This is a genomic window from Dyadobacter sp. Leaf189 (assembly GCF_001424405.1).
In the GTDB taxonomy this organism is placed as follows: domain Bacteria; phylum Bacteroidota; class Bacteroidia; order Cytophagales; family Spirosomataceae; genus Dyadobacter.
The window spans coordinates 236,770-258,321 of sequence record NZ_LMPS01000005.1; the positions used below are offsets into that span (position 1 = coordinate 236,770).

A 21,552-nucleotide genomic window follows, 5' to 3' on the forward strand; every position below is an offset into this window, starting at 1 on the left:
TTTTTTACCTAACCGCACCCGCTCGGCTTTCCGATGGGTTGTATCTACAATTGTATCCCAATGAAACTGAAATATCTGATTCTGTTACTAGCCATTTTAACAAGTGGCTTAAAAGCTGCTGCCCAATCTGAAACGGGCACATTAACCGGCCGCATTGTCAATGCAGAACACGAACCTGTCGCCGGCGCCTCCATCGCTTTCCTGAACACGGGCTGGGGAACCATTACCGATGCTGACGGGGAATTTACGCTTGCAGGTATTACGCCGGGCTCCTATATCCTGACGGTGTCCAACATAGGTTATACGGCTCACACGCAGACGATGAAGATCTCGAAAGGGAAAAATCCTTTTCTAAACCTCCAACTTTCAGAAAGCCGGCAGGAGCTGAAAGAGGTGACGGTTAGCGCGGCCAGGAGCAGCTACCAGGTAGCTGCGTCCAGCACCTCAACGCGACTGGACGTTCCTTTGCTCGAAACACCACAGTCTGTGCAGGTGGTATCCTCGGCAGCCCTGCGTGACCGGCAGGCTTTTACTCTCAATGAGATCGCCGGTACATTCACGGGCATGAAGGCCAACAATGGAAATGGCAATTTCCAGATCCGCGGATTCACGGCATACTCGCCAAATGATGCCAGTTTTCTGCTATTCAACGGGATTCGAGGAAACCTGTACTTGTGGAGCCAGCAGCCTTTGCTGTATAATATTGAATCGGTAGAGCTGCTGCGCGGGCCTTCGGGCGCATTGTTCAGCGAAGGTTCGCCGGGTGGGGTTATTAATTTTATTACAAAAAAACCCCTTGCCGAGAAAAGAGCGTCAGTTGATCTGTCGCTGGGAAGCTGGGGATTCGGCAGGGGTTCTGTTGACTTTACCGGGCCTGTTTCCCGCAATAAAAAGCTCTTATATCGTGCCATCGTCGGATACGACCGGACTGAAAGTTTCAGGGATTATCAGAAAAAACAAAACCTTTTCGTCGCGCCCTCGCTGACTTACCTGGCCAGCGAAAGAACTTCCCTGAACCTCGAACTCAACTACGCCTATGCAAAAGCTGTGCAGCAATACGACAATGGGAGCTACATTCTTTCCCGGCCCGACGGTACATTCGACTTTAACTATTACCCGGACAATCTGACGATCCAAAGTCCGACGGATTATGGAAAAACGCGTAATACTTCGGCTACGCTGACCTTCAACCATCAATTCAGCCAAAAACTGAGACTCACGGTCGTGGAACGCGCGGTGCGGAATGTGCTGGATTATACAGACCATATTCCGGTGGGAAGAATAAGGAATGACTCGATCAGCAGGGGATACCAGGACTGGGAAACGGACCGGTTTAGTCTGCAGACCACTGCATTTGCAACTTACAACGCGAAAACGGGCGCGCTAGGGCACCAGCTTATTGCCGGGGCAGACTATAACCGATATGGCTGGACGAAGAATGATTATCAGTACAAATCGTCCACCCGCATTTCCATTCTGCATCCTGATTACACGGGCAGCATTCCCGACCCTTCTATTCCGGCAGACGAATCCGACGACAACAAACGCATTACCAACCTGATCGGTGCTTACGTCCAGGACCAGGTGAGTATCGGCGACAAGCTGAAAGTGCTTCTTTCTGTCCGGTTTGACAGTTACAATGGAAAAGAAACGCCATTATCGGAACGTGATAACAAGCAGGGTGACGAACTGAAAACGTCGGGCTGGATACCGCGCGTGGCGCTTGTGTATTTGCCGGTGAAGAACCTTTCGGTGTATGGTACCTACCTCAGATCTTTCAATCCGCAAACTTCCAACAATGTACTTGCTGGCGGCCCGTTCCCCACGCGCCAGGCTACGCAATACGAAGTGGGCAGCAAGGCAGATCTGATCAGTAACCGCTTATCGGCTACTTTGTCGCTTTACCAGATCAACTACGCCAATATTCTCACGGCGGCACCTACCGAAGAAAACTCCCACCGCCAGGCCGCCATTGACGGTACACGCAGCCGCGGCGGCGAATTTTCGGTAACGGGCAGTCTCCGCAACCTGAGCCTGATCGCAGGATATGCATTTAACGAGCATGTGCTGGTGAGCACGAGTACCTACGGCAAAAAGGGCGACCGCTTTGCCAATGCGCCGAAACACCAGGTCAATTTCTGGGGTAAATACACACTGACTGAACAGGCGCTGAGAGGGCTCGGCATTGCTGCTGGCGTTCGTTATGTAAGTGATCAGGTAGGGTTACTGAGCAATCAGAATTTTGTGTTTCCATCATATACCGTGCTCGACGCGGCGCTTTCCTACTCTCGGAACCGGTACCAGGTACAAATCAATGCATATAACCTGACCAACAGGCACTACTTTACGGGAAGCCGGTCGGGCGTGACGACGGCAGGCTTGGGCGACCCGTTCAATATCAGGGTGGGGGTTAGTTATCAGCTCTGGTAAGCTCAGGTTTTATGAAAAAGATCACATCGAACCGAAGCTTGTTCAGGCTACATAGCTGGCTCGGACTCGTAACAGGCGTCTTTCTGATTTTGCTGGGGTTAAGCGGCTCCGTTCTGGTTTTCAGAACGGAGCTCGATGCGCTTGCAAACCGGGAGTTACTGCACGTCTCTAATGCCGGCAATAAACTGCCCGCAGACGCATTGATGCGCTGCTATGAAAAGATCACCGGCAAGTATCCCAATCTCGACGGTATCGCGTGGCTTAATCCCGACGCGGGGCCTGGCGAGGCGTATAATTTCAGAATTTACTTCAATGATGCCCGGCTGCTCACCTATGATCTGGCGTTGATTTCTTTCAATCCCTATACCGGCGTTATTCTGCGCGAGGGACCGGCAACCGACTTTACACCCAGCTTTATTGAGTGGCTGTTCCAGTTCCATTTCAGTTTCCAGCTGGGTATGCCCGGTGCGGCGCTTACCGCAATCTTTGGCATTACCATGCTGCTTTCGCTGCTGACCGGGATGGTTGTTTACAAAAAAATGATCTGGAAAGTCCTGACCTTCCGGATTTCAATCAACTGGAAAAACTGGCGCACCATCAGCTCGGGGCTGCACCGCATAGTAGGTGTGTGGTCACTGCTTTTCAATGCGGTGATCTTCTTTACCGGATTCTGGATGAACCTGTTTGCTTTTGAGGCAAAAACCTGGGAAAAGGAACTCGCCCCCGCACGGCCCAACACAGTGATGCAGATACCTGCCGACGAAATGTACCTGAATGCATTGCACGCAATGCCGGACCTTGAACCGACCCATGTTTACCTGCCAACGCAGCCGGAGCGCAAGTTTGAAGTAAGAGGATATCATCAGGGTCAATGGAAAATCTGGGGCGCGTCCAACTCGGTACGCTTTGATCAGCAAACCGGTGAACTGCTGAAAATTACCCGGCTTGCCGATAAATCTGTCAACGAGCGCATTGAAGCAGCTGTACAACCGGTACACGTGGGCAATTTTGGCGGATTTTGGGTTAAGATCTTCTACGTAATTCTGGGACTCACGCCCGGATTACTTGCTGTGAGCGGCTTTCTGCTATGGTGGCGGCGTATCTAAACAATTGAATATGAACATTTGCCGTAAATGTTGCACTCCTGCATTGTAGGGTAGTTACTGGCACACAATTTATTTAAAAGGTGTCTGATTTTAACGTGTGTACGAGCAGATGGATTATTTAAAAGGGTTTGCAGCCTTGGTGTATGAAGAAAGATGATATAATCCCCTGGGACTGGCACCGCATCCTTTTTGGACAAGCTCCGCCTGAATACCTGATAGAAGTTTTCCTGAGAACCAGCCTGATTTACATTGCATTGCTCGTGATCATCCGCGCGATGGGCAAGCGGATGGGCGGACAGTTGAGCATTTCGGAAATGGCCATTATGGTCACCCTCGGTGCGATTGTCTCGCCGGCTATGCAGATCCCGCAGCTTGGATTGCTGATGGGCGTGATGATCCTGGTTTGTGCGCTGGTGTTTCGCCGGGGAGTGAGTCTTGCCGAGTTTTCGAGCAGGAAATTTGAAAAAATCAGTCAGGGAACCACGCAGATGCTCGTCAAAGACGGGATCATCCAGATAGACCAGCTGGAAATGGCCAAAGTATCCCGGCAGCAGCTCTTTGCCGCGCTCCGGGACGAGAATGTGTTCAACCTCGGTGATGTAGGCCGGGTGTATATGGAGGCATTCGGTTGTTTCAGCATTTACATGAATGCCGAGCCGGCGGCAGGATTATGCATTTTCCCGCCTTCGGATACCAGTATCGAATGCTACTCACAGCGGATCGTGGAGGAACACAGCGCCTGTATCAATTGCGGCAATGTAGCGCCCGGCGCGCAAGAGTCTCAAACCTGTGAAGCGTGCGGTTCCGACGTCTGGATACCCGCTGCTGTTTCCGTCAAATATGATCTCATCGACAAATGAAGCCGGAAGAAATATTCATTAACGACTGGCAGCGCATTTTTGTAGGTGACGTACCAGGTGCATTTTACGCGGAAGTAGTGCTGCGCGTGGCGGTCATTTACCTGATCCTGATGGTAGCAATGCGACTGATGGGCAAAAGAATGGCCTCTCAGCTCAGCCGGAACGAAATGGCGGCGATGGTTTCGCTGGCAGCTGCGATAGGGGTACCCCTGCAATCGCCCGACCGGGGCATTCTGGCAGCTGTTGTTATCGCCGGGATCGTCGTTTTTGTACAGCAGCTGATCGCCAGACTGGCAATGCGAAACCAAACGCTTGAAAAAATCACACAGGGAGATATTACGCCCCTCATTGAGGATTCGCGCCTGAATTTGCAACTGATGAAAAGGGCGGGGATCACCAGGGAACGGGTATTTGCCCAGCTTCGCTGCAAAAGGATCCGCCACCTGGGAGAAGTAAAGAGACTGTATTTTGAGGCAGGCGGCACATTTACATTGGTCAAGCGGCACGAATCGGTACCCGGCCTGCCCATTCTGCCGATCTGGGACCAGGATTTTCAGCACAGGATCAGCGCCGTTGCCGATAATTGGGTTTGTTCCAATTGTGGTCACGATCGCGGCATTGCTCAGCCTACCAAATCCTGCGAAAATTGCGAGGGTACTTCATTTATCAAAGCGGTAGAGTAGTAGATCGCTTCATTCAGCGTCTTCGGTCAGCAGCCAATCGGCTACATGCATGGCATGATATTTCAGCACTTACCTGTTCATCGTTTTTAATCATAAATACAAGTTTGTTATGGCTACGAGTAAAGTAAAACAAATACACGACTTCGGCCAAAGCATCTGGCTGGACTTCATTGACCGTAAAATCATCGACTCCGGTGAATTGAAAAAACTGATCGAGGAAGATGGCGTACGGGGCGTTACTTCCAATCCTGCCATTTTCGAAAAGGCAATCAGCAGCAGCTCGGATTACGATGCCGATATCGCAGAACTTTCCAAAGGGGATAGTACCAACGAAGAGATATTTTTCAGTCTTGCGATCGAGGACATCAAGTCGGCCTGCGATCTGATGTGGCCGGTTTACAATGAAGAAGACGTGGTAGGAGCCGACGGGTATGTGAGCCTGGAAGTTTCCCCGTTTCTTGCGCTGGACACCCAGGGTACCATCAAGCAGGCGAGTGAGCTCTGGATGGCAGTAGACCGTGAAAATGTAATGATCAAAATCCCCGGAACACAGCCGGGACTTGCCGCGATACAAACGGCGATCAGCGAAGGGATCAATGTCAATGTGACATTGCTTTTCGGGCTTGACCGGTATGAAGCGGTGGCAGAAGCCTATATATCCGGTCTGGAAAAGCGTGCGGAAATCGGATTGCCGGTAGACCATGTTGCATCGGTAGCGAGCTTCTTTTTGAGCCGCATTGATATTTTGGTAGACCCGATATTGGAAGAAAAAGGACTGGCCGAGCTCAAAGGCGAAGTGGCTATTGCCTCTGCCAAGCTGGCTTACCAGATCTATAAACGCATGTTCAGCACAGATCGCTGGAAAAAGCTGGCCGATAAAGGCGCGGTTCCGCAGCGGCTGCTCTGGGCAAGTACCAGTAACAAAAATCCTGCTTTCAAGGATACCCGGTACGTGGAAGCGCTCATTGGTCCCAACACGGTAAACACAATCCCAATGGAAACGCTGGAAGCTTACCGCGACCATGGCGATCCGGCGAGCCGGCTTGAAGAGGATCTGGATGCAGCAACCAGTGTAATGGAAAAGGTGAAAGCCGCTGGCATTGATATGGACGCGATCACCAAACAGCTCGAAGAAGAGGGAATTGAGAAATTCAACAAACCTTTCCAAAAGTTGCTTGACGCGATCGAAAACCAGAAATAGGATAACCTTTTTGATAAATGCGCAAAGCCGCTCCTGTTGCCAGGGGCGGCTTTGCGCCTGTTTGGGCTAATAGATGCTAGTAGTTGTAGTAGTTAAGTGCAGCCAGCTGGGCCGTGAATGACCATCCCGGGGAAATGTTGACGCTGTTTCCATTGGCTTCTATCTTGTACAAATTGCCCATATCAGCGATGTACAAAGAGCCTTCCGAGGAGACCATCTGCGCAGTTGGCGTAAATAGCGGTGAGAAGAGGAGCGCAAATCCGACCGCTGGATCCAGTTTATAGATACCGGATGTTTTGCCTGGCGTAGTCTTCACGTAGTAGAGCCTTCCACCCATCGCTACCAGTTCTCGTGCATCGGCAACAGCAGCAATCTGGACGAAGTTTTCAGTGTCCGGAGTAAGGCGGAAAATGGCATTCTTGGTCATAACATAGAAGAATCCATCCATGTAGGCAATGTCAGTGGCCGGAAGCCAGAGCTGCGTGCCGACCGTCGTGGTTACACCCGTATCAGTGCTCACTTTTTTGATCACCCCATTGTCAATCACATACAGGAAACCTTTCAGGAGCACCATCGACTGCACATAGTAGAAGCCCGTTGCGATCACTTTTGTATCTCCATTATCCGGACGTATTCTGACGAGCGAGCCGCCTTTACATGCATAAACAAAATAGGGATCGGCAGTGACAGCGCGCGTGTAAAACCAGCCCTGAGATAGCAAAGCCCTTTTGCCTTTTCGTGTATCCGAAGCATAAAGGCCGTCGTCTGAAACAGAATAGATGTTGGAATACATCGCGGTAAGGCACCGGATATCATTGGGCGACAATTCCGTACGCTGAACGGAGAAAGGCTGTCCGTCTTTGGTGGTCATAGAAGGCAGTCCGTTGCTGGAACAGTAATCGGAATTCATCATCATCACCGATTTCAGGTCCATTTTATCAAAGCCGAAACCTGCACTGCCCGACTGTTTGTGGGTCAGAAAATTGACCTGCAATGTTGGCGCAATGTTCTGGAAGTTGACGGTGATGGTCTGGTCCCTGTCGTCGCGGGTATGTTCATGAAAAAGCCCCAGCGTGTGACAGATCTCGTGGAGCGCGCCGCCTTTGCTGAAACCAAGTCCGAGCGTAATGAACTGCTGCCCGCCGGTCACGCCTACGGAGGAGGAAAAGCCGCGTCCATACTTGAAGGTTACATAATTATACTGATTGGAACGGTACACAAACGTAATGGGCGTTGAAGCTTCAATGATCGCCATAGCCGCATAGATCGCGGAAGTGTTTGTAACTGTTTTTTCAATGGTGTAATAAACAATTCCCTTCGCCCACTTTTGCGCATTGAGGGAAACTCCGGTGCCTTCCGTGCGTGCGCCGGCTGCTGCGTTAAGCTGCTTTTTGGAGAGGATAATGTCGCCTTCAAATACCGCCTCTCCATTGATTTCAGCGTATTTGATGTTTCTTCCAAACAAGGTACCTTCCTTTTCTTCCCCTGTCTCGCCCGGGTAGGCCAGCTCCGGCACCACCTGCTCAGAAGTCTTTTCAACTGTCGGGACCAGCGCTTGTTCTTCTTTCAGCCCGGAGCAGGCAGTCAGGTAAACAACGGACAAAATGGTGAATGATGCCCTTATAAAAAATAGCATGTTTTTCATGATCAATCTGGTTTTCGGGTGGATACGGAATTTGAATCGTACAGCTTGTTACTGTACGATTCAAAACTACCGCAGCCAGCAGGCCAGAAGGTTCAATAATCGACGAACGGCGGTCGATAATCGCGGAATGGAAGAAACTTAGCCGCGCGTTCGACGATTTGCCTGATGATGTCAGCTTAATAGATATCCCACCAGTTTTTTGTAGCCTGCGAATCACCCCCGATGCTCTTCGCTGCTTGTTCGCTGTTCGCTGCATTGGATGCGCGGCTGGCGCTCGGGTATTTGAGGCGTTTAACGATACCATCTTTCACTTCCTGATCCAGGCTTCCCGAAACCGGCGCGATGAACAGCGTATCTCCGTCTGGTTTTTTAATGTCCAGTCTCAACCGCTCCATCCATCCCTGAATGCCCTGCATGTACAGCGCGAGCCACTTTTGTGTGCCAATTACATTCTTCCAGTTTGCTGCCTTGTACGGCACCCTTATCAGGTAGGCTTCAATGGCCTTTGCATCTGTAATGCCCCATTGCGTCATGGAAGCGGTCACGGCCTCTTTGTACAGGTCTGCGGCAGTGGCAGTACCCACATTCATTCCGCGCGCCGCAGCCTCGGCTTTGATAAAAGCAACCTCCGCATAAGTGATTATATTACCCCGCGCCGAGCCGCTGTAAGCGAGCACACCCGGTTTTGATAAGCCGATCATCGTCGGCGTATTGGCCTCCACACCGTACGGTTTACCCACATATTTTCCATTGGTTTCATCCGGGCGGGCATACACTGGCAACCGGGGATCACTTACTTCCTGCAGGTAATCGACCAGCGTGGAAGTAACTGCAAATTCAACAAGCGGCCGGTCCACATCATTATACGGAAAGCGGTTGGTAGCTGCTGCCGTGTTATAGGGGAAAAACGCATCCTGACTTGTAGAGGTCAGCGTATTTTTTACCGCATCTTCAATTATCGCTTTGGCCTCGGCTGGTTGCGCATCGGCCATTCTCATCGCAATCCGCATGCGCAATGCATTTCCGATCCTGATCCATTGTGCTGCATTTCCGCCTGCGATCACATCGCCGCGGATCGCTCCCGAAGTAGGACCGGCAAGGATATCGATCTGTGCTTTCAATGAAGTAAGCAATGCTGCGTACACATCTTTTCCTTTGTCGTAAACGGGTTGCACGATCTCGTCGCCTTTCAGCGCCTGGGAGTAGGGAATGTCAACGTAAACGTCTGTCAGGATATGGAAAAGCCAGGCTTTCATGATCGCCGTAGCAGCCAGCATGTGCTCGCTCGACTCCTGGGGGTGCCTTTTGTAATAGTTTTCAATTTCCTGCAGATCCATCAACGGCCCTGCGTACATACCATTCCAAAGCCCGTCATTGGTAAACAAAAAGCGGGTTTCACCTGTCTTATCTGTCCCCGTCCAGTACTGCGAGAGCTGCATGCCGACCCGCCCGTTGAAATAGGTATCGTACAGCAGGTCGGAAGCGCGCTTCTGCGCATTGGCCATCAGGAACTCGGGTTGGGTTTCGCCCGACCGCGCCGGGTCGCTGTTCAGGTTATCAAAATTGTCGCAGCCGGGGAGTACAAGCACACACGCCAGCAGCAGAATAGTTATTGTCAATTTCATATCTAAATCGATCTAAAATGGGTTCTGGAAATGGGGTCAGAATGTAAAGTTGAGGTTGGCGCCAAAGCTGCGGACCGGCGGTAATGCGCCTCCTTCGAATCCGATCTGGTTTCCAATGGAGTTGGTGATGTTCGCAGGATCCACATTCGGTGCATTGCTTTTGATCAGCCACAGGTTACGACCGGTCAATGTGAAACGCAGCGCCTGCATTTTGATCTTTTTCGCAAGTGCATCCGGCAGCTGCCAGCCCAGCCTTACTTCGCGCAGGTAAATAAAGCTGCCATCGTACAAATTGGCCTTACTGATCCGGTTACCCCCGTCGGAGTTGAAGTGCGTACGCGCAGGAACGACAATGTCGTTAGGACTTCCATCTTCCTTCACACCAGGGTTAACCAGCCCGTTCTCGCGGATACCAGGTAATGCGGTTTCTTCAAACATTCCCGATTTGTTACCATACAAGTTGGTGTAAGAAAAGAAATCGCCGCCTTTCTGGAAATCAATCAGTGCAGACAGGTACAGGCTTTTGTAACTGAATGTGTTGTTCAATCCGCCGATAAAGTCAGGATTGGCATCGCCGATGATCACCGGCGTGGGCGTTACCGCGTAGGTTCCGTTCGCTACCACTACCTTATTTCCTTTTGCATCATACACATAGTCGGTACCGAGCATGGTTCCGAGCGACATGCCTTTTTGCGCCACCATGGACACCCGGTTGGTCCGCCTTTCAGTACCAATTACAAACCGTTCAATTCCCTGAATGCTTTCATCCGAGCTGTTCAGGTTAAGTACCTTGTTTTTGTTTTTGGAAAAATTAAGGGACGCACGCCAGCTGAAATTCTTCGTCATCACCGGCATTACATTCACCGAAAGTTCAATACCCTTGTTCTGCACGGTTCCACCATTGACGATTTTGGTTGAAAAACCGCTTTCCGCAGGGATCTGCACATTCCAGATCTGGTTTTCGGTGCGGCGGTCATAGTAGGTGAAATTGACGCCGAGGATCTCATTGAAAAATTTGAAATCAACCCCACCTTCCACTTCTGCGGAGAGCTCCGGTTTCAGGCGGCTGTTGTGCAGCCTGTCTGGCGTGCTTTGCAGCGGGAATGTCCCGAATTGCGTCACGATATCGTAGTACCGCGATACCGAATAAGGATCTGCGTCATTGCCGACACGCGCGTAAGAAAGGCGGGCTTTGCCGAGCGTGAGCCAGGATGTTTTCGCAATCACATCGGAGAAAATGAACGAACCTGCGATCGACGGATAGAAGTACGAGAAATTGCCCGTTTGTTTCAGCGTCGAAGCCCAGTCGTTCCGGCCCGTAGCGGTCAGGTACAGGTATTTGTTGTAGCCCAATGTAACCGACCCGAACAGCGAGTTGATCTGTTTGTTTCCATAAGTCGTCGATACAGTTGCCGGCGTTACGGAGTTTTGCAGCACGTATACCAGCGGTGTCTGCAAGCCGCCATTCGTTGTACCCGACTCGATGCTCGATTTGATACTCAATATATTACCTCCCCCCACAGCTTCCAGGCTGAATTTGTCGCCCAGGTTTTTATTGACGTTTAATGTAGCCTGGTAGTTGTTCTCGTTGTTACGCAATACGCGTTTTGCATAGCTGCCCACGAAGAATCCCTTCGCGCTGCGGACTTCGTCGAGGTGGTCGAAGAAATCGGAGAACACGCGTACATCGGCGGAAAGCCAGTCGGCAAACTTGTAGGTCAATCCCGCATTACCGAAGTAACGGTTGTTCCTGTCCGTGTTGTAGTTTTCGTACTGGTTCCAGTAAGGATTCTGGCTGAATGCGGGTTTTTGAATGTTCCATGCAGTACGGTTCCAGGACTGTTCGGTACCATCGGCATATTTGTAATTTTTCAGATAAGCGTCATCAATCTGCCGCTGACCGTACATAACGTAGAAAAGCATCGGGTTGTTACCCATGAAGCCCGTTCCCGGCCGGCCTTTGGAATGGTCGTTGACATAATTGATCCCCCCGCTGAATGTGAATTTCTCAGTGAATTTGTAGGTAGTGTTCAGACTGATAAAGAAGCGTTTCAGCTCGCTTCCGGGATAAATGAAGTTCTGCTTCGTCTGTCCCACGGAAAACCGGATCGAACCTTTGTCGCTGCTGCTGGCCACAGACAGGTTGTTGGAGAAAGTGATACCTGTTTTGAAAAAATCTTTGGCATTGTCAGGATGCGGGCTCCAAGGCGCGGTCTTACCGAAGTTGGGATTGTTGCGGTCCTGGTCCCACGACCAGTAATGCCGCACCAGCGTACCGTCCATTTTTGGTCCCCACGATTCATCCGTTCCATAATCGGGAATGAAATCGTACCTGCCTTTTCCATCATTGTCATCATAAGTACCTCCGCCCGGCAGGAAACCGCCCGGGTTTTGATTGACATATAATTTGGTAAAATTCGAGCTGCCGCCGCCTCCGTATGCATTCTGGAATTTCGGCAGGTACGAAACCTGGTCCATCTGAATGTTGAAATCGTAGTTCAGCGACAGGTTACCCGATCCTTTACCCGTTTTGGTGGTAATGTAAATAACCCCGTTCTGACCGCGGCTCCCGTAAAGCGCGGTTGCCGCTGCGCCTTTCAGTACGGAGATATTCTCCACATCATTCGGGTTAATGAGCTGGGCAGGGTTTCCGTAGTCAAAACCGCCGCCGCCTGTTCCCTGGCCGCCGGTTACGCTGGACGAATTCATGTTCATATTGGCCATCGGTACGCCGTCCACGATGAACAATGCATTGTTATTACCTGAAATCGATTTCAGTCCGCGTATGGTAACCCGCGACGAGCCGCCCATGGAGCCGCTGTTGCCGCCGATCTGCACACCGGCCAGCTTACCCTGCAATGCATTGATATAGTTGACCTCCCTGGCTTCCTGAATGCTGCCGCCACCGATCTGCTGCACCGCGTAGCCTACATTCCGCGTGCTTTGCTGCACACCGAGCGCAGTTACTACCACTTCCCCCAGACTTTTCACATCAGCAGAAAGCCGCACGGTCACTTGCGACACGGAACGCGGTACGTCTACATCCACCGTTTGAAATCCGATTGACGAGACGGTCAGCTTCTGGTTCCCGTCAGGCACGCTGATCGAGAAGGCTCCGTCTGCATTGGTATTGGTACCCGAAGTGGTACCCTTGATCAGCACACTTGCGCCGGGCACAGCTGCATTGGTCTCATCTACAACCTTTCCGGACACCTGCCGGGATTGGGCACGGGCCGGTATGGCATAAATGACAAGCATAGCCAGCGTGAGTAAACAGCTACATATTATTCGCATACGAACATTTGTTAAAGGGTTAGGAAGTTGAACATCCTTAAAAGCCCGGGTGGATGCTTGGAATACTTATAAAAAAAAGTGAAAAGGGTATAATCCTGTAAATGCAGTTTGGCAACCGAAAAAAGAGGATAGAGGAGGCCGGGCATGAAATTTTCAGTTTGGTTGTAAATCTCACTTACACCTGTCATGAATAATATTTCCGCTAAGTCAAAAAGCGTCGACATTGCGGCTTCGCTGCTGTCTCTTGTCCTGATCATCGCATTGCTATATACGTTGCAAAGCGTGCTGGTGCCGCTCATGTTTTCCATATTGCTGGCCATCTCCCTGTTCCCGATCGTACGCTTTATTGAAAAGTATAAGATCAACCGGGTGGGTGCCTCGCTGCTGGCGGTTATTATCGCCATTATCCTCATCGGCGGACTGATCTGGTTTATCGTGCATCAGGTGATTGTTATCGGTGCAAACGGGGATGATCTGCAGTTGAAATTTAAACATATCCTCGACACCATTCAGCAATGGGTCGTGCTGCGGTTTGGTATTGAAGAAGGTGAGATTACCAAACAGATCACTGCTTTTACCAACAGGGCGGTGTCCAATGCGGGCGTGATCCTGGGCGCGGCCTTTGGTTCAATGGGAAGTATACTGGCAGGCGTGATCATTGTGCCTTTGTTTACATTCTTCCTTCTGTACTACCGTGATTTCTTCCGTGAATTCTTCTTTCACGCATTTTTATCTACACCCAAAGAACTGGTCAGCGGGGTACTTGACAAAATCTATTATGTCGTTCAGAGCTACCTGATCGGGCTGGTGACGGTGATGGGGATAGTGGCAGTTTTGAACACTGTTGGCTTGTTGGTTCTTGGCATTCCTTATGCATGGTTTTTCGGCATTCTGGCTTCGCTGCTGATGCTTTTGCCCTACATCGGCATTGCGATCGGCTCGGTGCTGCCTGCGCTATTTGCATTGGCTACCAAAGATAGTGCGTGGTATGCAGTTGGTGTGATCATCTGGTTTCAGGTAGTCCAGTTCCTCGAAGGTAACTTCCTCACACCGAATATCGTAGGTGGAAAAGTGAGTATTAACCCGCTGATGGCGCTGGTCGGACTGCTTTTGGGAGGTTTGCTTTTCGGACTCGCCGGTCTGATCCTCGCAATTCCAATCACAGCCGTTTTAAAAGTCGTATTCGACGCTATTCCATCGATGAAAGCATACGGATTCCTGATCGGAGAACCTGAAAAATACCATTTGAAAAAGTACTCCGGGCGCATCATCATGAAACGCTGGAAATTAAATCAGACCTCGCCTGAGAGTGAAAGCAAATAACCTTTGCGTGTTCAATGCATAAAACAAAAGCGGCCGGGATTTTGCCCGGCCGCTTTTGTTACTTATATGTTTCCAAAAAATCAGGGATTTGCAGTTTGTACCTCCGGATCTTTCAGGTCCAGCCGGTAAATCTCCATGATGTTTTCCAGCAGCTTTTTGAAATTAATGTTCAGGTCGATGAGCTTTCCCGAATGCACGTCAAACACCCAGCCGTGAACGGTAAGGTTGCGGTCGCGCTGCGCTTTCTGCACTTCTGCGGTTTTGATCACATTGATACATTGCTCTTCCACATTCAGCTCAACCAGTCTTTTGTAGCGTTCTTCTTCATTCTCGATCGCCGAAAGCTCTTCTTTGTGCGTCCGGTACACGTCACGGATGTTTCTCAGCCAGGGATTGAGGATACCCAGGTCCCCCGATTTCATCGCCGCCTGCACACCGCCGCAGTAATAATGGCCGCATACCACAATGTGGTTTACTTTCAGGTGATCGACCGCATAGTTGATCACGGACATCACACTCAGGTCCGTATTGGGGACCATGTTGGCAATGTTTCTCAGCACGAATACTTCGCCTGGCTCGACGCCCATGAGCTCTTCGGCAGTAACGCGGCTGTCGGAGCAGCCTATATAAAGAATGCCTGGCGTTTGTCCTTTGGCCAGGTTACTGAAATAGTCCGGTTCAACGTTGAGCTTTTTCTGAACCCAGTCCTGATTGTTTTGAAAGATCTGTGAAATATCCATTAAGTGAGGTTTTAAGTTAAGAGTACCCGTTATCAGCCCCCAAGTTACGTCAAGGAACTTACTTTTGGAACGTAAAACCCTCAGAAGCGGCGCATCACTTTAAATAAAAGCTTTGGTTGCCGGTTGTTTTTTCAATGTGAAGTACATAGTCAAAATCGTCAAGCAGGTTCCCGGTCACGAAGGGTTTGTCGGTGATCCCGAAGGGAAGCAGCTTGTACCTCGCAGGCAGTTCCCTGATATCCTTCCGGCTGACACGCGAAGTTTTGAAAAGGAACACAGGTTTTCCAACTTGAGAAAACTGCGCTTCGAAAGTCCCTGCTTCCGCGGTCGGGATCGGATTTTTGTCGGTAACCTTGCCAGCCTCGGGTGTGAACGCCGTAAAGAATCCCGTAGAAGTAGTAAGTGCCAGGGATTGGTACTTATTGCCTAGCTTTCTTTGCAGGAAAAGTCCCATGCTTCGGGAGAATGCATTGGGCGTTTTCTGTACGTGTCCGTTGTGGGCCAGGAGGATTACCTTGTCATTTGTTGTTAAAGCATTGAGCAGGTTTTCCGCCATCAGCGAGTCTCTTAATGTAGACAGCACATCGTAGAAGTTACCCGGTTTATTCAATTGCAAAAATTGCTTGTAAATGGCTACGCTGCGACTGACAAGACTGTTTTTCAAACACCCGGACCCATTCTGTTCCATTCGCGTAAAAATCGCATTGCTCAGCCCGAGCAGCTCCCGGTAATCTTCCCCGCTGATGTTGTGGCTGTACAGTTCATTGTCCAGAGCCTTATAATTGCCTGTCAGCTTCGTGACCGAATCAGCGGCTGCTTTATCAGCTGAAAAGCAGGATGCTGAAATATTTTGCAATGCCTGAAAAGGGGATTGCATATCAACGCCGAAGAATGTGATCGGTTTTTTTGCCGTTTTGTTCAATGTTTTCACTTCCGCTACCAGATCTACGAACTCCTGACATTCATAATTAAACAGCCGGAAGGATTTCAGCACAGCTTTGAGATCCCCGGATCCTGTGAGCAGATATGCATTCAGATTTTCTACTTCGGCCACTGGCGCTTCCAGCGCAATTCTGGTCACGCCGCCCGATTTAACCAGCGACTTAATCAGAGAGATCCGGGCTTTAAAGAATTCGGAAGTACCGTGCGACTGCTCGCCGATTCCCAGTACTTTAAAATCGGTATCAATGGAATTTTGCAGGTTAAAAGGTGCGGAATGCATCAGGGCAGAGGAATCCAGGCTGATCGATACCTTGTTGATCTGTGCCGACAATGAACCTGGCTGCGCGTGCGTCCATTGAATGAATGTAAGGAATGCGGAAACAACAAGGAATGCAGAGCGGCAGAAGTTCATACGTATCAATGGTTATATAATTTAATTTGATATAAAGGAAAAAATATGCTCGACTATACTCCTGATCAACTTAAATCTTTGCAGTTTCTTAGCTGGAAAACCGCGCTGCTATCCGTGCTAATGGAACTTGTAAGCGGTAAAATGCGATTCGTTTACGTGATACTTCATTTCGCGAAGTAATCAGCCGTGACAAACTTTTGAAACACAAACCAGATGTATTTATGGATTTGAACAACAAAAAAATACTGGAAGAAGCTAATGCTGCAATTACACGCGGCGAATACGAGGGCTTTCTGACTTTCTGTACGGAGGATACCGAATGGAATTTTGTGGGAGAGCAGGTATTGAGGGGTAAAGAGGCTGTGCGGCAATATATGGCCGCTACTTACCAGGAACCGCCGAAATTTATGGTGGAACACCTGATCGCCGAGGGCGACTTTGTTACTGCTGTAGGCAAAATCGCCTTGAAGGATGCAGCCGGAAAGCTGACCAATTACCGTTATTGCGATGTGTGGCGGTTTCGCGATGGCAAGATGGCCGAACTCAATGCATTCGTGATAGAGGCAGAGTAAAGTCAGTGCCGGGAAAGTGAAACTGCACCAATGCCAGGGATAATTATTACAATGCGGAGAATTTGTGTTAATTTTTGTATTAATTACCGGTGCATTCAACATAAACTCCCGGATGAACATGAAAACAAAACTTTACATTCTGATGGTCATGGCGGTGGCGGTCTTCTCCATTGCCGCGCAAAAAGCATTTACAGCCGACGATCTGCTTGGAACATGGAAGTACATGATCAGCGACGTTCCGCCTGAATACGAATCGGGATTTCTGATTTTCGAACAAAAAGAAAATAAGACAGTCGGTTACGTGGAGGCAACGGAGCGGCAGGAGGTGAAAAACCTGATGGTAGATCAGGGAAAAGTCACTTTTATGACCGAAAACCAGGGCAGCGAATTCAAGTACAGTTTAATGCAAAAAGGCGACACGCTCACCGGCATGATCTCCTCCCAATACGGAGAATTCCCGATCAAAGCGGTGAGAGAAGCTAAGAAGTAGCTTGTTGGAACGTACCAATTGTGCAAGGGATATTGACGTCGGCTTGGCTAAAGTGCCAGGCCGACGCCGATGTTGGATCTCAGTCCAAACGATGTTTTCTGATCGCCCAGCTGTTGCTTGAAATTGTACGAAGTGTTCAGATCGAGATAGCCGCGGCGAAAAAGCCGTAGCTGGAATCCTGCCAGTGGGCCAGCCTGTATAGTATTGGTCTCAGTTCGAAACTCACCGCCGGCAAGAGCCCAGCCGCCATGCCACCCTTTATAGTAGCTATACTCCGTATTCAGGCCGGTATACCAGCCTGATAGTCCATTCCCGCCTTTGCCGTTAAGTCGCTGCCGCTTCTGAAGGAAATAATATCTTGGCTGTACCGAAAAAATGACAATACCCTCGCGGGAATAAACTTGCGCATATTTAAACGTGCGCTGATTTACTGTATTCCCATCATACAAATCGACGGTATGATCATATCTGAGAAAATTGAAACCCCTGTTCATGGCTGCATCCAGCTGTACATTGATCGTCCAGGAAGATGCTTTCACCTTACGTTCAAAAGCGACGCCGGTCCTGATCCTGTTGAGATAATAGCCGACGGTGATTTCGGGAAGCCGTATTTTCCATTGCTGGGGCTGAAATTCGTCACACAGAAGAATCTCACAGAGCGGAGCGACGGCAGACTTTTTCCAATCTCCCAGCGCGAAGCCGAAGCTTGCTTGTGTCGAGAACGACAGGCCAGTCGCTAATCCATAATAAGAATGATAGTCAAAGACAGACTTGAAGATGGCAAAAGAGAAGTCCATATAGCCATGATTCAGGAACCTCCTTTGAAACCCTAATTTGATACCAGCCTTAGGATCATCATCAAATGCGCCGGGCATATTAAAGAAGAGCGCAACATAGTTTCCGCTGAAATTATTCGCGCTCTTGCCTTTCCTGATCCGCCTGCGCATATCCACAAACCAGCGGAGCTGCGCATCCATTACCGTGTTCTGTACAGATTCTCTGAAAGGCGCCTGCACACCGTAAAGTGGAAAGTGCCCCGACAAGGCAAGCGAGAATGCAGGGAGGAATTTGACTTCATAGCCTAGGTGAAGTGATAAATTATTTAAAGTTTTATCATCAGTCAGCGGGTAAGGCACGGCCTGATAGTACTGTGACAAGCCAAACTTAAACATGTGTCTGGTTGGCACCTTTGTCATAAAAACATTTTCGTACCGGTCAATAAAGCGTTGCCTGGTCAGCGTATCCGGCTCTTCACTGAACTTTATAGCTGTACTGTCCTGACTATACGCAGTGCAGCAGCAAAGAAGAACACAGAAAAAGCAGATACATCTTATTGACGTAAAATAGGTCAGGATTTGTCGGTTGATCATACAAGCTTATTTAGGCTCCGGCTTAAAGTGGCCAGGAACCACAACAATGGTTGTACGAAAATCAAAATAATGTCAAATCCCGAACTTCCGAAGATTGTATACGAAACTCACCAGGAAATAGCGCTTTAAAACTATACTCCGGACATCTTCTATGTAGGTCTCGGTGGTGTTGCGCGTCAGGCTGCGGTTTTGGTTGAGTATGTCGAAAATATGCAACTTCACTTCTCCCTGTTTGCCCTTCAAAAACTGCCTGGACAATGCTGCGTTCCAGAGCGTGAACTGCTGGTTGAAGCCGCGGGCGCGTCCCGTCGTCCCGTTGTAGGTCAGGTCTGAACTGAATGTGAATTGAAAAGGCAGCTGCCAATGGAAATCTGCTGTGAGGTACTGTGACCAGTAATGCGTATTCTGCTCACGCAAAAGAGAGTACCGGGCCTGCTGGTAACTAATCCGCGCGCCCAATCCATAGTCGATTTTACCATTAAATGCGCTTTGAATGCGTATTCCCTGACTGAGCAAAGTGGTATTCGCCCGGTTTTCGAGGTTGTTTATCAAACTTTTACTTCCCGACATATTCACCTGAGAATTCAGTGTCAGGTTCAATTTCAATGGATTCATATTTCTGCTCCACGACAGAAAACTGTTCAGCGCCCAGAAACCATGCGTGTTAATCGGTATCGAAAACCTGGCTCCATTTTCGCTGATCGACATGGCATTGTTGATCCGGCTGTTGCTCTGATTGAGGTTGGCGAAAAGAAAAAGGCTGCGGTCGCCGCTATTGTCTGAGCTGTTGTAGGTCAATGTAAGTGTGTTAAAGAACTCTGGCAGAAGCGCAGGATTACCGCTTTTTACATCCAGTGGATTGGTATTGTCAACAACAGGCTGCAACTGCGTGATGCTTGCTGGCGCAATGCGCGTGCGATATTGCAGCCGTGCACGCCGGTTGCCCGGGAAGGTATAGCTGAACAATCCGTTAGGCAGCCAATGGAAATAGCTTTTGTCAATGCGCGATTCCTGCGAAAGATTGTCAGAGACCTGACGCGCGCTTTGTACATCGATGCCCAGCGTGTAGCTGAACCGGAGTCGCTGCGTTTGTAATGTGGCGCCGGCTTTGTGCGCCGCAAACGTACCCGCAAACCGGTTGGTAAGCATTGAATCGGCAACAGAATAGCTGTTTGTTTCCTCATTTTTATCAAAAACAAACCGCGACTGCCGGTTTTGATGATTGATCAGCGCATACCTTACTTCCAGTTTCTGGCGAAATGAAAGCGGCTCGGTATAGGAGATATTCAGGTTGTTTTGTGCCGAAAAGCTGCTCTGCCTGTTTTGCTGATCGATATGGTCGGAAAGTTTTTCAATAACGGCTGAATCGTAAAACATGTTCCGCGACTGGTTGTAGCCGGTGGTTTTTCCGTCAGCCAAGACCGTGTTCAGGTTAGCGGAAAATGTGCGGCCCTGTTTTGCGAATTTGTGCATCAGTATCAGGTTGTTGTACCCGTTCATTCCGTTCCCCGACGAGCGGTAATGCGTCTCTCCGGCATTCAGCGAATCTCCTGCCTTTGTATTCGCAGCATTCAGTACATCACTTTGGTACCGGACCTTTTGCCACGAAAAATGAGGTGTGAAGCGGAGACTTGTCAGTGAATCCAGCTGAAACTCGAACCTGCCCGCAAAACGCTGGTTAAAAGCCTTGTTCCTGTTGTAGCTGGATTGGTCCGCTACAAACGACTGCCCCGGCAAAATGTATTCACGCCGGCTTTCCTGGTCCGTGGTCGTGATCGCCTGATTGGCAAAATAGCTTGCAGAAATCTCCGCCCGCTTTCCATAACGCACTTTTTCACCCTCAGCCCGATAGTTGAAGCCGCCTGCCCGAACTTCGGTCATATTCGCCGGACCCTGGCCGTCCTCGTCCCCAAAAGACCCTGGCTGGCCTGTGAACATCGGCCCGCCCATTCCCCCGCCGGGCAGACTTCCGTCACCGAGCGAAAAGTTCTGCCGGTTCAGGTTATTGGCTTCACCTACCAGTGATATCTGCCTGCCCGGTCCTCCATTGCGGTTGTTGAACCTGTTGAGGCTCAGCTTTCCCTGGTAGCGCATTGCATTCAATTCGGTATTCCGGCCGGCCCCAATCGCATTCTGGCCAAAATAACCTTTCCCTTTGTCTTTCTTGATAGTGATATTGATCGTGCGCTCGCGGTTACCGTCATCGATCCCTGAAAATTGCGACTGGTCAGAAGACTGGTCGTAAACCTGTACCTTATCTACAATGCCCGCGGGCAGGTTACGTGTCGCCATTTTGGGATCGTCGCCGAAAAACGGTTTCCCGTCCACGAACACCCTGCGCACAGCCTGTCCATTGCTTTTAATCTGTCCGTCGCGCGAGACTTCCACGCCGGGTAACTTTTTGAGCAATTCTTCCACCTGTGCATTCGGCTCGGTTTTGAATGCGTCTGCATTGAACTGCACCGTATCTCCCTTCACCGATACCGGAGGGGCTTCCTGTTTGATGACCACTTCCTGCAAATCGGTACCCTGCTCGGTCATCCATAATGTATCGAGCCGCACATTCTGCGCTGCTACTTCAAAGAGCACAGATTTGTTACGATACCCTATAAACGTTACCAGCAACCGATAGCTGCCTGCGGCCACATTTTTAAGTTTAAAATGGCCGGCGCCATCGGTAATGCCCGCGGTAACATAGGCGGAATCGCTTTGTGTGAGCAGTGATACCGACGCCGTACGCAAAGGTTTTTGGCTGATCGAGTCAAGAATGGTTCCCGACACTTCCGCCCGGACAGCTGACTTCTGTCCCGAGGCGGTGAAGCAGGTCAGGATCATGGCTAATAGGAATGCGAATTTCAT

15 protein-coding genes are annotated in these 21,552 nt (G+C 49.9%); 8 read left to right on the plus strand and 7 right to left on the minus strand.

What is annotated here, in order from left to right:
- The first annotated feature begins 60 nt into the window (after window positions 1-60).
- The 5 genes from ASG33_RS15445 to tal all read left to right on the plus strand — a co-directional run bounded on the left by ASG33_RS15445 (window position 61) and on the right by tal (window position 6,280).
- A complete protein-coding gene (locus ASG33_RS15445) occupies window positions 61-2,430 on the plus strand; it encodes a TonB-dependent receptor (RefSeq protein WP_056287153.1) in 2,370 nt (789 codons plus the stop codon).
- 11 nt (window positions 2,431-2,441) lie between these two features.
- Window positions 2,442-3,536, plus strand: a complete 1,095-nt coding sequence (locus ASG33_RS15450) for a PepSY domain-containing protein (RefSeq protein WP_056287156.1) — start codon at window positions 2,442-2,444, stop codon at window positions 3,534-3,536.
- A gap of 143 nt (window positions 3,537-3,679) precedes the next feature.
- Window positions 3,680-4,396, plus strand: coding sequence for a DUF421 domain-containing protein (locus ASG33_RS15455; RefSeq protein WP_056287160.1), 717 nt, complete (start codon window positions 3,680-3,682; stop codon window positions 4,394-4,396).
- Window positions 4,393-5,079: a DUF421 domain-containing protein gene (locus ASG33_RS15460; protein ID WP_056287163.1), complete on the plus strand. Its 687-nt coding sequence runs from the start codon at window positions 4,393-4,395 to the stop codon at window positions 5,077-5,079. Before ASG33_RS15455 ends, ASG33_RS15460 begins: the two co-directional genes overlap by 4 nt.
- Before the next feature lie 109 nt (window positions 5,080-5,188).
- Complete coding sequence (gene tal, locus ASG33_RS15465) at window positions 5,189-6,280, plus strand: transaldolase (protein ID WP_056287168.1); 1,092 nt, start codon at window positions 5,189-5,191, stop codon at window positions 6,278-6,280.
- A 76-nt stretch (window positions 6,281-6,356) separates the two neighbouring features.
- Here tal and ASG33_RS15470 read toward each other — a convergent pair whose 3' ends face one another.
- The 3 genes from ASG33_RS15470 to ASG33_RS15480 all read right to left on the minus strand — a co-directional run bounded on the left by ASG33_RS15470 (window position 6,357) and on the right by ASG33_RS15480 (window position 12,844).
- Window positions 6,357-7,925, minus strand: coding sequence for a M12 family metallopeptidase (locus ASG33_RS15470; protein ID WP_056287170.1), 1,569 nt, complete (start codon window positions 7,923-7,925; stop codon window positions 6,357-6,359).
- 176 nt (window positions 7,926-8,101) lie between these two features.
- Window positions 8,102-9,550: a SusD/RagB family nutrient-binding outer membrane lipoprotein gene (locus tag ASG33_RS15475; RefSeq protein ID WP_056287174.1), complete on the minus strand. Its 1,449-nt coding sequence runs from the start codon at window positions 9,548-9,550 to the stop codon at window positions 8,102-8,104.
- A 36-nt stretch (window positions 9,551-9,586) separates the two neighbouring features.
- Window positions 9,587-12,844 carry a SusC/RagA family TonB-linked outer membrane protein gene (locus ASG33_RS15480; protein ID WP_082489249.1) on the minus strand — a complete coding sequence of 1,086 codons (3,258 nt, stop codon included), beginning with the start codon at window positions 12,842-12,844 and terminating at the stop codon, window positions 9,587-9,589.
- 186 nt (window positions 12,845-13,030) lie between these two features.
- Here ASG33_RS15480 and ASG33_RS15485 point away from each other — a divergent pair, with 186 nt between their 5' ends.
- Window positions 13,031-14,167, plus strand: a complete 1,137-nt coding sequence (locus ASG33_RS15485) for an AI-2E family transporter (RefSeq protein ID WP_056287180.1) — start codon at window positions 13,031-13,033, stop codon at window positions 14,165-14,167.
- An 80-nt stretch (window positions 14,168-14,247) separates the two neighbouring features.
- Here the strand turns inward: ASG33_RS15485 and ASG33_RS15490 are convergent, their stop codons facing one another.
- Entirely contained in the window at window positions 14,248-14,907 is a 660-nt protein-coding gene (locus ASG33_RS15490; protein WP_056287182.1) for a carbonic anhydrase, read from the minus strand.
- A gap of 94 nt (window positions 14,908-15,001) precedes the next feature.
- On the minus strand, window positions 15,002-16,261 hold the full coding sequence (locus tag ASG33_RS15495) for an erythromycin esterase family protein (protein ID WP_056287187.1): 1,260 nt from the start codon (window positions 16,259-16,261) through the stop codon (window positions 15,002-15,004).
- Window positions 16,262-16,482: 221 nt separating this feature from the next.
- Between ASG33_RS15495 and ASG33_RS15500 the strand changes: the two genes are divergently transcribed.
- Window positions 16,483-16,833 carry a nuclear transport factor 2 family protein gene (locus ASG33_RS15500; protein ID WP_056287190.1) on the plus strand — a complete coding sequence of 117 codons (351 nt, stop codon included), beginning with the start codon at window positions 16,483-16,485 and terminating at the stop codon, window positions 16,831-16,833.
- 118 nt (window positions 16,834-16,951) lie between these two features.
- The gene (locus ASG33_RS15505) at window positions 16,952-17,323 is read left to right on the plus strand and encodes a hypothetical protein (protein ID WP_056288512.1); all 372 of its coding nucleotides are present in this window, start codon (window positions 16,952-16,954) and stop codon (window positions 17,321-17,323) included.
- 47 nt (window positions 17,324-17,370) lie between these two features.
- Here the strand turns inward: ASG33_RS15505 and ASG33_RS15510 are convergent, their stop codons facing one another.
- Together ASG33_RS15510 and ASG33_RS15515 are read right to left on the minus strand one after the other, a co-directional pair.
- Window positions 17,371-18,693 (minus strand): hypothetical protein, encoded by a 1,323-nt coding sequence (locus ASG33_RS15510; RefSeq protein WP_157474794.1) that lies wholly within the window; start codon window positions 18,691-18,693, stop codon window positions 17,371-17,373.
- Window positions 18,694-18,765: 72 nt separating this feature from the next.
- Complete coding sequence (locus ASG33_RS15515) at window positions 18,766-21,552, minus strand: TonB-dependent receptor (RefSeq protein ID WP_056287196.1); 2,787 nt, start codon at window positions 21,550-21,552, stop codon at window positions 18,766-18,768.